Here is a 14,611-nt window from a genome sequence, read left to right as displayed (position 1 = left end):
GACCGCTCAGCGTTGCTCCAGGTGCAGAGCCAAACGTTCCATGGCGTCTTGCAAGGCCTGCACCGCCTGGCTCAATACGTTGTTGTCGCGCCCGCTGCAGGCAGCTTCCAGTTGTTCACAACACTGAACCAGGCGCCGGGCCTTGACCATTTGCGCGCCGCCCTTGATCCGATGGGCCAGCTCCCGCAAGCCCATGCGGTCACGTTGGCGGTAAAAGCCCTGCAACCGCGCCAGGTCCTCGGCGTTACTGCTGGCCAGCTCAGCCACCAGTTTATTGATCAGGCTGCGGTCAGGTCCGGCCAGTTGTTCCAGGCTGCCGAGGTCGATTTCGGCAGCGCTGACCGGCAGCGTTTCGAGCGGTTGTCGCGTGTTGGTGTCCGGCGTCACGCCGGCCAGACGGGCACTCAGGTCCTTCAGGCCGATGGGCTTGAACAGGCAATCGTCCATCCCGGCTTCCATGCAACGGATCTTTTCTTCGGGCTGGGCATTGGCAGTGAAACCGAGGATCAGGCAAGGCACATCCCCATTGGCCCGCTCCTCGTCACGAATCGCCATGGCCAACTCGTAGCCGCTGAGATTCGGCATGTTGCAATCGGTGATCACTACGTCGAACGTATCTTCACGCCAGCATTCGAGCCCCTGCTCACCGTCCTGGGCATCACACACACGGTGCCCAAGACGGCTCAGTTGTTGTAGCAGCAACAGGCGATTGGCCGGGTAGTCGTCAACCACCAGAATGTTCAACGAGTCCCCCCGCTCCAGCGCTGCAGTCTCGACCGGCGGCGCGGCCAGCGGCTGCAATGCCAGTACATCGAGGCTGACGTCGATTTGCGTGCCCGCGCCCAGCTTGCTGCTCAATTGCAATCGGCCACCCATCATCTCGCACAGCGAACGGCTGATGAGCAGGCCCAACCCGGAGCCGCTGCGGCCATCCTGCGGGCTATTGCCGGCCTGTACAAACGGACTGAACAATCGCTGCTGATCGAACTCGCTGATGCCTATCCCGCTGTCCTTGATACGCAGGCTGATCGCCAGGTTCCCGTGAACGGCAGCGGGCTCCACTCGTAGCGTCAGGCTGATCTGTCCGGTGCGGGTGAACTTGATTGCGTTACTCAGCAGGTTGGAGACGATTTGCTTGAAACGCATCGGGTCGATCAACACATCGCGGTCACTGCGGGCATCCAGTTCGACCTGCCAAAGCAGGTTCTTTTGCCGCGCCAGACCTTCAAACACTTTGCTCACGGAACCGACCAGCGCCAACAGATTCACGCGTTCCGGGGTCAGGGACAAATGCCCAGACTCGATCCGCGCGATGTCCAGAATATCGCCGATCAGCTCCAGCATCTGCTGCGCCGCATTCCACGCCACCTCTATCGCAAGATGGTCCGTGACGCCCTCTTCAGCGCGCAACATCGCCAGTTCGAGCATGCCGATCACAGCGTTCATTGGCGTGCGAATCTCATGACTCATGGTTGCCAGGAAGGTGGTTTTGGCACGATTGGCATCGTCTGCCGCGTCCCTGGCTTGCTGCACCTGTTGCAGCAATTGCTGGCGCTTGCGGATCAGGTTGCGCTGGTAGGCAATCCAGCCCAGCGCCAACAGCAGCAACAGTCCCGCGGCCAAAAAAACCTGAAGGATGGCAGTGCGGTGGCGCGACCAGTAGCTGTCATCCACCGGCAGTTCATTGCGCCAGCGGTTGGCCAATTCGTCCATTTCTTCCGGGGGAATGCTTAACAGGGCTTTATTGAGGATTGAGTAGAGTTCAAGGGCTCCACGGTTGGTCGCGAAGCCGATGTGTGCCGGTTCGGTGCCCACCGTGCTGGTGATCTTCAGAACGTGACGGTACTCCCGAGCAATCAGGTAGCGAGCAATGATCAACGAGCTCAATGCCGCGTCGGCTTGCCCCTTGGCGACCAGCGCCATACCTTGGGCGGGGGTTTGCACATCAACGAAGCGCACACCGGGAACGCGCGCAATGATGAACTCGCGCAGCGCGTGACCGCTGTAAATCGCCAACCGCTTACCGGCCAGGTCGTCCAGCGTCCCAGGGTCCCCGGTACCGCCTGCACTGACCAGGACAAAGGGATTGATCAGATACGGTCGAGTAAAACGCAGTTCCGCCTGACGCTCGTTACTCGGGGTAATCACAGCCAGCAGGTCGATCCCGCCTTGCTTGACCTGCTCTATTTGCTGATACAACGAATGGCCGCGCACGAGCTCGAACTTCAGCCCGGTATGCAGGCTGATCCGGTCCAGGACCTGGGCGCTGAGGCCTCTGAACTCGCCCTTATCGTCATAAAAAGACAAGGGCGCAAAGTTGTCGATGACCCCGACTCTGACCGATGGGTGGCTATCCATCCAACGTTGTTCGCGGGCACTCAACTGCAAGCGTTGCGCACCGCTGAAACTACTGCCGGCACTCCAGCGGCGCAGAACCGTCATGCGTTCCTGCACAGGAATCACCGCCAACGCGGCATCGATAATCCGCCGCAATCGAAGGTTGTCGGCACTCACCGAAAAGCCGAATGCGTTGACGTCCAGGCGGGCAAATCCCGCCAGCTGTACGTTGTTCAGGTAACTGTTATTGATCAGGTAACCGGCACTGAGGGAGTCGCCCAAATAGATATCGGCACCGCCGAAAGCCACGGCGCCGATGGCACTCAATGTCGAGTCATACAGTTGAAGGTGTGCCTTGGGATAAACCGCGTAGACCGCTTCGGGTCGCAAATAATGATCGAGCATCGCCACCCGCTGCCCCTCAAGGTCGGGTGTCAGCCGGGCGCTGTCGCCCAAGCGGGTGACCAGGGCCGGGGCATCTTCGGCATAGGTACGCGACATCAAAAGCTGCGGATCGGTCGCTTCAAAGTCGTTGGCGGTGCCCAACAGATCGACATTGCCCTGCTTCAACGCGGCAATCACCTCGCCTCGGGTCCGGTAGCGTTTCACCTCGACCCGAATGTGCAGTAGCTGGCTGAGCAGAACCGCAAAATCGGCGGTGATGCCTTCCAGGTACTTGTCGCTGATGGTGACCTCGAACGGCGCGTAATCCGGCGCTGAAGCGCCCAGTCGCAAGCTGCCCTGCTCGCGCAGCCAGCGCCAGTCGGCATCTTCCAGTTCGACCTGGTAATCGTCGACGACCGAACGCCCTTGCAGCTTCAGCAGCTGTGGTTTTGCGGCGAAGCTGTCCACCGACCAGACTGAACTGAACAGCATCAACACAACCAGCCAGGTACGCAGGCGCATGTGCAGGTGCATATACATTCAGATCAGCTGATTGCGTTTGGCGAATTCTCTCAAGTGAACCAGCGATTTCACATTGAGCTTTGCGATCAAGCGGGTTTTGTAGGTGCTGATGGTTTTGTGGCTGAGGTTCATGGCTTTAGCGATTTCCTTGTTGCTAAAGCCAAGCGCCAAATATCGAAAGATGGTCAGTTCACGGTCGGAAAGCTTCTCGATCATCTGCAATTCGTTGAGTTGCAGCGGATCCAGACTTACTGAGCTGGAGTCCAGTTGCGGGAAATACATATAGCCGGACATCACCGCTTGAACGGCTTTACGCAGCTCTTGCAGGTCACTGGTTTTCGAGACAAAGCCCAAGGCCCCGGCTCTCATGCAGCGGTCGACATAATACCTCGGCTCACAGGAGGTGAAGACCACAACCCGAGAAGGTGACTGATCGCGCTGCAGACGACTCAGCAGTTCCAACCCGCCAAGCTTGGGGATATTCAGATCCAGCACCACCAGATCAGGTGACTGGGCCAGGATCATTTGTAGGGCCTCGGCACCATTGGATGACTGCAGAATGATCTTGAACATCACCCTGTCGCTGGAATCCTTAAGTGCCTTTAGCAGCATTTCGATGGCGGTCACAACAACCGGGTGATCGTCCACGATCAGCGCTGAACGCATGGCAACTCCTATAGAAACGCCCAAAAACCCCGGCGTGCCGCCCACGGCATTTGCCAAGGCTGACACAACGGCCGCGCAACGACTGTTGCACGAGAAACAGGGCGAAACTACCTGTCAAAGTTGACAGTTCAGACCAACGGTCGTGTGCCTCAGGCGCGCAAACCACCCTGCTGCCGGGCGTGCCCACGCCGGGAACCGTGAGCCGGTATATCGACGCGACTCATCAGCCCTTCGAGGGTTTCCTGGTCCGGTACGCGATCCTGGCTGATCCGCACGTTGTGCTGCTGGACGGCGAACAACGCGGGCAGGCCGGCTTTCTGGGCATCGTAGATCAAGGTATGACAGATCTGCTGGTTGTCCTGGCAGAACGCCACCAGGTCCAGGCCGGTCCCGGCACACAAGGTTGCATTGATGATCACCAGATCAAACGGCTCACAGCCGTATTCGACAACGCTGAGCAGCTCTACAAGGGAGTGCACGGGGGCAATTCGGTAGTAACCGAGCTGATTCAGCTTGCGCTCGATTTTCATGCGATGAAAATGCTGCTCATCGGCGATCAGGATACGTAACGCTTTATTCGGCATGGTTGATTGACCCTACAATGACGGTGCGGCTGTTTACGCCCACCCTTATCAAGAGCGCCTGAGACTAAGGGCAATGCCGCGGGGTTTCTGTAGGACCTTTCTGAAAGAAACAGTTCCATCTACTTTTAATTTTTTTGTTGTGGCGAGGGGGGCTGCCCCTCGCCACAGGGGATGCGTTCGTCGCGAAAACGGCTTATTGCCAGCCAAACCGGCGGCTGTAGAAGCCTTTCACCGCCTGGGTCAGTGCCATGTACGCCAGCAGGATCACCGGCAGGAACACAAAGTACAGCGACGGCAACGCCTGCAACTTGAAGTAATGCGCCAGCGGCCCCATCGGCAGGAAGATCCCTACAGTCATGATGATCCCCGTCATCACCAGCAACGGCGTGGCTGCACGGCTTTGCAGGAACGGAATCTTCGGCGTGCGGATCATGTGCACGATCAGCGTCTGGGTCAGCAACCCGACCACGAACCAGCCCGACTGGAACAGGGTTTGATGGTCCGGGGTGTTGGCATCGAACACATACCACATCAAGGCAAATGTCAGCAGGTCGAACACCGAACTGATCGGGCCGAAAAAGATCATGAAGCGCCCGACATCAGCCGGCTGCCAGCGTTGTGGTTTTCTCAGCATCTCGTCATCGACGTTATCGAACGGGATGGCGATCTGCGAAATGTCATACAGCAGGTTCTGCACCAGCAGGTGCATCGGCAACATCGGCAGGAACGGGATAAACGCACTGGCCACCAACACCGAGAACACGTTGCCGAAGTTCGAGCTGGCGGTCATTTTGATGTACTTGAGCATGTTGGCGAAGGTCCGCCGGCCTTCCAGCACGCCCTCCTCCAGCACCATCAGGCTCTTTTCCAACAGGATGATGTCGGCCGCTTCCTTGGCGATATCCACCGCGCTGTCCACCGAAATACCAATGTCGGCGGTACGCAGTGCTGGCGCATCGTTGATGCCGTCGCCCATGAAGCCGACCACGTGCCCATTGGCCTTGAGCAGGCGAACGATGCGTTCCTTATGCGTCGGCGTCAGTTTGGCGAAGACATTGGTGGTCTCTACCGCCAGCGCCAACTCGGCGTCGCTCATGCGTTCGATGTCGTTGCCCATCAACAGGCCTTGTTGCTCCAGGCCCACTTCACGGCAGATTTTCGCCGTCACCAGCTCGTTGTCACCGGTCAGCACCTTGACCGCGACACCGTGGGCAGCCAGGGCTTTGAGCGCAGGCGCAGTGCTTTCTTTCGGCGGATCGAGGAACGCCACGTAACCAATCAGCGTCAGTTCCTGTTCATCGCCCAGGCTGTAGGTGTCGCGACCGGCCGGCATTGACCGCGCGGCCACCGCCACAACGCGCAAGCCTTCTTCGTTGAGCTCGGCCGTGACCTGACGAATCCGTGCCAGTAGCTCATCGGTCAGCGCTTCCTCAGCCTCGCCGTGACGCACACGCTTGCACACCGCCAACACTTCTTCCACCGCGCCTTTGCAGATCAGCAGATGGGGCTGGTGCTGCTCGGCCACCACCACCGACATGCGCCGGCGATTGAAGTCGAACGGGATTTCATCGACCTTGCGAAAGGCGCTGCCGACGTTCAGTTCACGCTGTATTTCAACGTGCTCGAGCACCGCCACGTCCAGCAGGTTTTTCAGCCCGGTCTGGTAGTAGCTGTTCAGGTAGGCCATTTCCAGCACGTCTTCGGACTCTTCGCCCCAGACGTCGACATGCCGCGCCAGGAAGATCTTGTCCTGGGTCAGGGTGCCGGTCTTGTCGGTACAGAGCACATCCATTGCGCCGAAGTTCTGGATCGCATCAAGGCGTTTGACGATGACTTTTTTGCGCGACAGGAACACCGCGCCCTTGGCCAGGGTCGAGGTGACAATCATCGGCAGCATTTCCGGAGTCAGGCCGACGGCGATGGACAGCGCGAACAACAGCGCCTGCATCCAGTCACCCTTGGTGAAACCGTTGATGAACAGCACCAGCGGCGCCATCACGAACATGAAACGGATCAGCAGCCAACTGACTTTGTTGACGCCGGTCTGGAATGAGGTCGGCACGCGATCCGTGGCGCCGACACGCTGGGCCAGCGCACCAAAATAGGTGTTGTTGCCGGTGGTCAGAATTACCGCGGTGGCCGCACCCGACACCACGTTGGTGCCCATGAACAGAATATTGTCGAGGTCCAGCGGGTTGCTGGTGTCGTTGTCCTGCTGGCGCGGGAATTTTTCCACCGGCATCGATTCACCGGTCATCGCCGCCTGGCTGACGAACAGGTCCTTGGCGCTGAGCACCCGGCAATCGGCAGGAATCATGTCGCCGGCCGAGAGTACGATCAGGTCGCCCGGCACCAGTTGCTTGATCGCCAGTTCAATGCGCTGCGCCCCTTTGACCCGGGCTGCCGCACCATAGAGTTTGCCAAACACCGTCGCAGGTTCAGCGCTGAAGTCACGGCGCATCACGGTCGCGGTGTTGCTCACCATCGCCTTGAGCGCATCGGCGGCCTTGTTCGACTTGGCCTCTTGCCAGAAGCGCAACAGGGTCGAGAGCACCACCATCGAGAAAATCACCGTGGCGGCCTTCAGGTCGTCGGTCAGCCAGGAGATCACGGCCAGCAAGGTCAACAGCAGGTTGAACGGGTTTTTGTAGCAGTGCCACAGGTGCGTCCACCATGGCAGTGGCTGCTCGTGCTCGACTTCGTTGAGGCCGAACTGCTCACGCAGCGCCTCGGCCTCGCTGTCGCTCAGGCCGTCGCTGTGGCTGCCGAGTTTTTCCAGCAGGCTGCCGGTGTCGCTGTTGGCGGCGACCACCAGGGTTTGCGCCAGGGTGGGTGGCACTTCACGGTTGACCGGCGTGTCGGTGAAGCTTTCCAGCAACGCCAGTCGGCGGAAGTGCCGGGCGAAGTGTCGGGTCCGCAGAAAGCCTGCGAAGAACTCTTTCAACAGAGTGAGTTTCATGGCGGTTCCCCCAAGGATCAGCCGGGAAACCCACGAACAGGTACGGCCGACCTCACGCCTTGCCATCAAACGGGCAAAGCGGATCCGGCCCGCCCGTCAAAAAGACAGGCGCGTCGATAGGTTGCAATGACGACGCAAAGGTCGGCATCACACACGGTTCAGTGTCGTTGAGAGGACGTCAGGACTCGGGCCAGGACTGGCCACGATCAGGATGCCGCTGCTCGCTTTGCGGCGAGACAACAGCACAGGAAACTGCGCGTTATCTTGCCGAGAATATGCCGGTTACCGTAACCGGCCGACTACTGTCACTCGAACAAGTACCCACGTGGGTCTCCGCTATTGATGAAAACGCGCGCAGCTTACGCCGCACTTTTAAGCGCGTAAACCTTGAAACAATTTTCGCCGGATGAAATCGGAAGTTCTTCAGGAAGGGTTCAGGTTGAGTGTTTTCAGGGCATGAAATAACAAAACGCTGGCTGCGATCTTTTATATAGAAGCAATGATTACCCGACGGCGACCATGGCATGGCGCCGATGATGAATCTCCAGGTGGCCCTTGATTACCCGCAGCACCTTGGCTTCATGTTCACGAATGAAAAAGTGCCCGCCGGCCAGCATGTCCACCGAGAAACTGCCCTGGGTTTCCTGGCTCCAGCCGATCAATTGCTCGGTACTGGCCCGGTCGGCCTTGCCACCGAACACGTGCACCGGGCACTTGAGCGGCGGTCGTTCCTGGGGCTGAAAACGCCCGCACAGCAAAAAGTCCGCGCGCAGGATCGGCAGCGTCAGGCTCATCAGCTCTGCGTTGCCCAGCACTTCTTCGCTGGTGCCGCCGAGGGCGCGCAATTGCTCGATCAGTTGGGCGTCGGTCCTGGGTTCGGAAAAGCCCCGGTCATAGTCCGAACGCATTGTCGGTGCAGCCGTTCCGGACGCGAACAGCGCCACCGGTTCCGGCGCGCCCAGTGCCCGAAAAGCGTGGGCCATTTCACACGCCAGCAACGCCCCGAGGCTATGGCCGAACAAGGCATAAGGCGTATTCAAGGACGAACGTTGTTCCCGGGCCAGTTGCATCGCCAGTTCGCGCATGTCGGTCTGCAAGGGCTCGTCAAAACGCGCACCCCGCCCCGGCAGCTCCACCGGCTTGACCTGCAGCCATTCCGGCAGCTTGCGCCGCCAGCGGCTGTAGACCATGGCGCTGGCGCCCGAATAGGGCAGGCACAGCAGTGTCAATTGGGTCACCGCATCTCCCCTCACTCAAGTTATCTGCAAGGGGAACGGATGACGCCCAACACAAATTAGTCGCCGTACCTGTGGGAGCGCCAGGTTGTGGACCTGAGTCAGCGGGCGCTAACGCTCACCTGAGCCGGCGATAACTCTGGATGGCCGAGCCCAGCACCACCGCCCCCGCGGTAATCGACAACCAGAACCCGCTGCGCGCGCCGAAGGCATCCACCAGCCAGCCGGAACCGGCTGCGCCGATCGCCACGCCGATGCTCAGACCGGTGATCAGCCAGGTCAGGCCTTCCGTGAGTTTGGCCGGCGGCACGATGCGCTCCACCAAGCCCATGGCGACAATCAGCGTCGGTGCGAAAAACAGCCCGGCAACAAACACTGCCAGCGACAACCCGAGAATGTTCCCCGCCAATAACAACGGCAGCGTGGTCAGTGCCGTCGCCACTCCGCCGTACAAAAACAAACGCGGCAACGGTGCATTGGGTTTCAACGCGCCGAACGCCAACCCGGCCAGGCACGAGCCAATGGCATACACCGACAGCACGATGCTTGCGGCTGCCGGCTGGCCTTGCTGCTGGGCGAAGGCCACGCTGACCACGTCCACCACCCCGACGATGGTGCCCATGGCCCCCATCAACAGCATCAACAGGCGTACATCCGCCGAACCAACGACCGAGCCCGGTTGATCGGCGTCATGCGGATGCACCGGCGGCTCAGTGCTGCGTTGCAACACAAACGCGCTCACCCCAATCGCCAACATCAGCAACGCCACCAACGGCCCGGCCTCGGGAAACACCACCACGCACAGCCCCACCGAAAGTGGCGGCCCGACGATAAAACACACCTCATCCAGCACCGACTCCAGCGCATAGGCGGTTTGCAACTGCGGTTTACCACGATACAGCTCCGTCCAGCGCGCCCGGACCATCGCCGACATGTTCGGCATGCAACCGGCCAGCGCGGCGAACACAAACAGCGTCCAGTTCGGCGCTTGCAATCGTGTACAGAGCAACAGCAGCAACAACCCGCCACCACCGACCAAGGCTGACACCGGCAGCACCCGGCCCTGACCAAAACGGTCGACCATGCGCGACACCTGCGGCGCGCAAAACGCCGTGGCCAAGGCAAAGGTCGCCGCCACTGACCCGGCCAACGCGTAACCGCCCTGCAACTGCGAGAGCATGGTGATCAGCCCGATACCGGTCATCGAGATCGGCATGCGCGCAACCATCCCTGCCAGCACGAAGGCGCGGCTGCCGGGGGCGTTGAATAGCGCTTGATAGGGATTTGCCATCCGGTTCCATCCTCTGCTGAGGCGTGCAACTTGCCATAAAGCGTCCCTGTAGTAAAAAACCTGGCAACCCGAAACCACAAATAAACCCGCCGCACCATGAACTCCAGCCACCGTGCGCCAGTCACCTGATAAGGCCCTCCTTCATCGCGGGTTGATAGGCCCATCTCATCGGCAGCACACTGTTCATCGACAGTGCATGTGTCTCTATCTGGAGTGACGCAGCAATGGTTGATCATTACAACGAGCGACAAAGCGCTATCGACGCCCACGGCATCATCGGTGACATGCGCAGTGCCGCACTGGTCAACGACATGGGCAGCGTGGACTTTTTCTGCTGGCCGGAATTCGACAGTCCGTCGATCTTCTGCTCATTACTGGACACCCCGGACGCGGGGATTTTCCAACTGGCACCCGACCTGCCGGATGCCCGGCGCGAGCAAATCTACCTGCCCGACACCAACGTGCTGCAAACCCGTTGGTTGAGTGAGCAGGCCGTGGTGGAAATCACCGACCTGCTGCCTGTTGGCGACAACGACGACGCCCTGCCCCTGTTGATCCGTCGTGTGCGGCTGGTCAGTGGCCACGCCACGCTCCACCTGCATTGCGCGGTGCGCCATGACTACGCCCGAGCGCAGACCACGGCGCGGACCGACGGCGCAGACGTCTGCTTCGAAGCCACCCAGCAGCCAGGTCTACGCCTGCGCGCCAATCAACCGATGCAGGTTGTACAAAACGCTGCCGTCGCCACGTTCAGCCTCAAACAGGGCCAGAGCGCCGAACTCCTCCTCGGTGCCCTCGACGACCCACGCTTCAAGGATGAAAACAGCGACCTGTGCCTGCAACGCACGCTGAAGTTCTGGCGCGACTGGATCGGGCAATCCAATTACCGCGGACGCTGGCGCGAAATGGTCAACCGCTCGGCACTGGCGCTGAAGCTGCTGACCTCGCGCAAACACGGCTCGATCCTCGCCGCCGCAACCTTCGGCCTGCCGGAAATACCCGGCGGCGCCCGTAACTGGGACTATCGCTACACCTGGATCCGCGATGCCTCCTTCACCGTCTATGCCTTCATGCGCCTGGGCTTTGTCGATGAAGCCAACGCCTACATGCGCTGGTTGCACGGCCGGATGAGCGACTGCCAGGGCAATGCGATGAAGCTCAACGTGCTGTATGCCATCGACGGTCGTCAGCAACTGCCGGAAATCGAACTCGCGCACTTGTCCGGTCACGGCAACGCCAAGCCGGTACGTATCGGCAATCAGGCCTACGAGCAGGCTCAGCTGGATATTTTCGGCGAGTTGATGGACGCGGTGTACCTGGTCAACAAGTACGGTGAGGCCATTTCCCATGAGAGTTGGCAACATGCCATCAAGGTGGTCGATCAGGTTTGCGATAGCTGGCAGCAAGAGGATGTCGGCATCTGGGAAATGCGTGGCGAGCAGCATCACTTCCTGCATTCACGGCTGATGTGCTGGGTGGCGCTGGATCGGGCCATCCGACTCGCGTCGAAACGTTCGCTGCCCGCCCCGTTCGCCCGCTGGGATCAGACCCGCCAAGCGATCTACGCCGACATCTGGAGCAACTTCTGGAACGCTGAACACGGGCATTTCGTCCAGCACATCGGCGGCACCGCGCTCGACGGTTCGATGTTGCTGATGCCGCTGGTGCGCTTCGTCAGCGCCAAGGACCCGCGCTGGCTATCAACCCTGCAAGCGATCCAGAAAACCCTGGTGCGCGACGGCATGGTGTACCGCTACCACAACGACGACAGCCAGATCGATGGCCTGCCCGGCACCGAGGGCGCCTTCGCCGCCTGCTCGTTCTGGTACGTCGAGTGCCTGGCCCGCGCCGGTATGATCGAAAAAGCGCACCTGGAGTTCGAACAACTGCTGCGCTACGCCAACCCGCTCGGACTCTACGCCGAAGAGTTTGACAGCCACGCCAGACACCTGGGCAACACGCCACAAGCACTGACCCATCTGGCGCTGATCAGCGCGGCGAGTTTTCTCGAACGGAAGTTGAGTGGGGAGAAGAGTTACTGGCAGCCGTGAGGTGCTGGTGAGAGACCTGACGGGGACTGTCTGACAGCAGACAGTCCCTTGTGGCGAGGGGGCTTGCTCCCGCTCGGCTGCGCAGCAGTCGTAACCCCTGTCACTCGGTCCTCCAGCAAAACCGCATCGAATGGTGTTGGGACCGCTTCGCGCTCCAGCGGGAGCAAGGTTGTGCTCTACGCGTCGGAGTCGTACGGATCGAAATTATCCAGCGCCCGGTTCACCAGCAACTCGCTCAGTACAATCATCTGCTGAATCGCCAGCGCCACATGACGCCGCGAACCTTCCAGTTCGAAGGCCAGATCGCTGGCCAACACATTCACCGACGCCAGGGTTTCGCTGGCGTGGGCCAGCAAGGTTTCGTTGTCGACATCGGGAATGACCACAAACATTTTGCCCGGCCGGGTATCGAGTTTCGGTGGCTGGGTGAATGGCGGTAAGTGGTAATCCAGCGCACGCTCGGCGGCTTCATGCAGCTTGCTGGAATCGAGGGAATCGTACGGGGAAACGCTGGGATTTTCGGGGGGATTGGGGGTGATCTTGACCATGGTTGAAACTCCATTCAGAAATTGGAGTTCGCCATTTCTGCGACCAAGCAAAAGGGTGGCGAACTGTACGCAGGTTGGTCGACCAGGGAATGGAAACCCGGCAGGGCCTAAGCCCTCCCACGCACAGTTTGCCAATAAGCAAAAAAACCGCTCACGCGGTTCTGTGCGCCATTCTAAACCCGGGCGACCAAACCCGGTCACTGATTTTGCAGCGACCCGCAAACACTAGTCCCGCCCCCTTCCCAACCGCAACCTTAAAACCACGTCGGACAATTCCCCACTGCAACGCTTCTTGTAGGAGCCAGACCTTCAAGCCATTACTCGATCCGTAGCAGCTGGCGAAGCCTGCGTTCGGCTGCGCAGCAGTCGTAAATCCTGCCTCCACGGTTAGCTTGAAAAAACGGGGTGTCTGATTTTACGGCCGCTGCGCAGCCGAACGCAGGCTTCGCCAGCTGCTACGGACGGTGTCAAGGCTTACAACGGTTAAACAACAGTGCGTTCACGCCCATTGGCGGGAGTCATTCCGCACTCTGAAATATGCGGTTGCAAGCCAGCCATCCGCCTCATAACATCGCCCCCTCAACGGGTACAGCGGAGCTGTTCAACAAAAACCCGCATTCAAGGAACCAGAATGAGCCATCGCATCCACTGCAGCATCCAAGCACCTCCCCGATCGGGCCTGAATCGGGATCAACTGTGGGAAGCCGAAGACAAAGGCCTGATCAAATGCTGGGAAATCGGCCGCGAACGTGCCGCCAAATTCCCCGATCTTGCAAAACGCTGCCTGGCCGGCGAACTCCCGGTACTCGGCTGGAAAGGTGGCGTCAGCCGCAGCCTGAAGAAGCGCGACAAGTTCGGCTCCCTCAAATACCTCGCCCAATGGCAAGGCCTGCGCGGTGAAGACCTGGACATCGACCTGACTCAGGAACGATCGATAACCTGCTCCCGCACCAAAATGCTCGTGACCTTCACCCCCGATCGCTCGAAATACTTTAACCAGCCGTCGGAAATGGAAACCCGGGAGCAGGGAGTCAGCTGACTCAAACCTCCTCAACCACACTCTCCCGCGAAAACCGCTCGCGATACGCCTGCGGAGTCACGCCCATGGCCCGCAGGAAACTGCGGCGCAGGGTTTCTTCGCTGCCGAACCCGCATTGCACGGCGATCCGTTTGATCGGCACTCCGGTGTCACTCAGCAATCGCCGTGCGGTTTCGACGCGGATCAGTTCGATGGCCCGCGCCGGGGTCTGGCCGGTGTCGGCGCGATAGTGCCGGACGAAGCTGCGTTCGCTCATACCCGCTTGCAGCGCCAGCGCCGGGATGCCGAGGTCCAGGGAGAGGTTTTCGGCGATCCAGGCGTGCAGTTCATCAAAGCGATTGCCGTGCTGTTGCAGGTCGAGGGTCACGCTGAACTGCGACTGGCCACCCGGGCGCTTGAGGAACACCACCAGTTGCCGGGCGACTTCCAGGGCAATCCCACGCCCCAGATCTGCTTCCACCAGCGCCAACGCCAGGTCGATGCCGGCCGTAACCCCGGCCGAGGTCCAGACCGGGCCGTCGTTGATAAAGATCGGGTTGGGCTCGACCCGCAGTTTCGGGTGCTTTTGCGCCAGCTGATCACAGCGGGTCCAGTGGGTAACCACGCGACGACCATCGAGCCAGCCGCTGGCGGCCAGCAGAAAGGCGCCCGTACACACCGACGCCACACGCCGGGAAAGCGCCGCCTGTTGACGCACCCAGTCCACCAGCACAGTGTCTTCGGCCGCCGCGTAAACACCCCAGCCGCCCGCGATGATCAGCGTGTCGGAAGGTTCGCTCGGCAACGGTTCGGCCAACAGCGCCAAGCCGGCCGAGGACATCACCGCCCCACCGCCATTGACAATCACCGTCGGCGCATAGGGCGGTGGCAATCCTCGCTGCGCGGCCATGTCATTGGCCGAGGCAAACACCTGCAATGGCCCGGTGACATCCAGCAGTTGCACATTGGCGAAGGCCAGCACATGAATGGTTTTCGGTGAGTTCGGCATGATTGGC

Annotated in this window: 10 protein-coding genes; 2 read left to right on the top strand and 8 right to left on the bottom strand. The window is 60.2% G+C overall.

The window, feature by feature from the left end; genetic code table 11:
- Positions 1–6: 6 nt before the first annotated feature.
- From AC1DHT_RS19245 to AC1DHT_RS19220, 6 genes are all read right to left on the bottom strand, one after another.
- Complete coding sequence (locus tag AC1DHT_RS19245; RefSeq protein WP_427539910.1) at positions 7–3,255, bottom strand: transporter substrate-binding domain-containing protein; 3,249 nt, start codon at positions 3,253–3,255, stop codon at positions 7–9.
- A gap of 6 nt (positions 3,256–3,261) precedes the next feature.
- A complete protein-coding gene (locus tag AC1DHT_RS19240) occupies positions 3,262–3,909 on the bottom strand; it encodes a response regulator (protein WP_427539907.1) in 648 nt (215 codons plus the stop codon).
- 149 nt (positions 3,910–4,058) lie between these two features.
- Complete coding sequence (locus AC1DHT_RS19235) at positions 4,059–4,493, bottom strand: ANTAR domain-containing protein (protein WP_427539699.1); 435 nt, start codon at positions 4,491–4,493, stop codon at positions 4,059–4,061.
- A gap of 193 nt (positions 4,494–4,686) precedes the next feature.
- Positions 4,687–7,452 carry a magnesium-translocating P-type ATPase gene (gene mgtA, locus AC1DHT_RS19230; RefSeq protein WP_427539696.1) on the bottom strand — a complete coding sequence of 922 codons (2,766 nt, stop codon included), beginning with the start codon at positions 7,450–7,452 and terminating at the stop codon, positions 4,687–4,689.
- Between the two features lie 503 nt (positions 7,453–7,955).
- The gene (locus AC1DHT_RS19225) at positions 7,956–8,690 is read right to left on the bottom strand and encodes a thioesterase II family protein (RefSeq protein ID WP_427539693.1); all 735 of its coding nucleotides are present in this window, start codon (positions 8,688–8,690) and stop codon (positions 7,956–7,958) included.
- 115 nt (positions 8,691–8,805) lie between these two features.
- Positions 8,806–9,978 carry an MFS transporter gene (locus AC1DHT_RS19220; protein WP_427539690.1) on the bottom strand — a complete coding sequence of 391 codons (1,173 nt, stop codon included), beginning with the start codon at positions 9,976–9,978 and terminating at the stop codon, positions 8,806–8,808.
- Positions 9,979–10,202: 224 nt separating this feature from the next.
- On the opposite strand from AC1DHT_RS19220, the gene AC1DHT_RS19215 reads away from it, so the two are divergent.
- Positions 10,203–12,029 (top strand): glycoside hydrolase family 15 protein, encoded by a 1,827-nt coding sequence (locus AC1DHT_RS19215; RefSeq protein ID WP_442114782.1) that lies wholly within the window; start codon positions 10,203–10,205, stop codon positions 12,027–12,029.
- 176 nt (positions 12,030–12,205) lie between these two features.
- Here AC1DHT_RS19215 and AC1DHT_RS19210 read toward each other — a convergent pair whose 3' ends face one another.
- A complete protein-coding gene (locus tag AC1DHT_RS19210; protein ID WP_216743271.1) occupies positions 12,206–12,577 on the bottom strand; it encodes a DUF6124 family protein in 372 nt (123 codons plus the stop codon).
- 631 nt (positions 12,578–13,208) lie between these two features.
- On the opposite strand from AC1DHT_RS19210, the gene AC1DHT_RS19205 reads away from it, so the two are divergent.
- The gene (locus AC1DHT_RS19205; protein WP_427539684.1) at positions 13,209–13,616 is read left to right on the top strand and encodes a hypothetical protein; all 408 of its coding nucleotides are present in this window, start codon (positions 13,209–13,211) and stop codon (positions 13,614–13,616) included.
- Between the two features lies 1 nt (position 13,617).
- Here AC1DHT_RS19205 and AC1DHT_RS19200 read toward each other — a convergent pair whose 3' ends face one another.
- Positions 13,618–14,604, bottom strand: a complete 987-nt coding sequence (locus tag AC1DHT_RS19200) for a GlxA family transcriptional regulator (RefSeq protein ID WP_427539681.1) — start codon at positions 14,602–14,604, stop codon at positions 13,618–13,620.
- Positions 14,605–14,611 lie beyond the last annotated feature (7 nt).

The sequence above is a fragment of the Pseudomonas sp. 05N432 genome (genome assembly GCF_056396945.1).
This window is presented reverse-complemented; position numbering and strand designations above follow the sequence as displayed.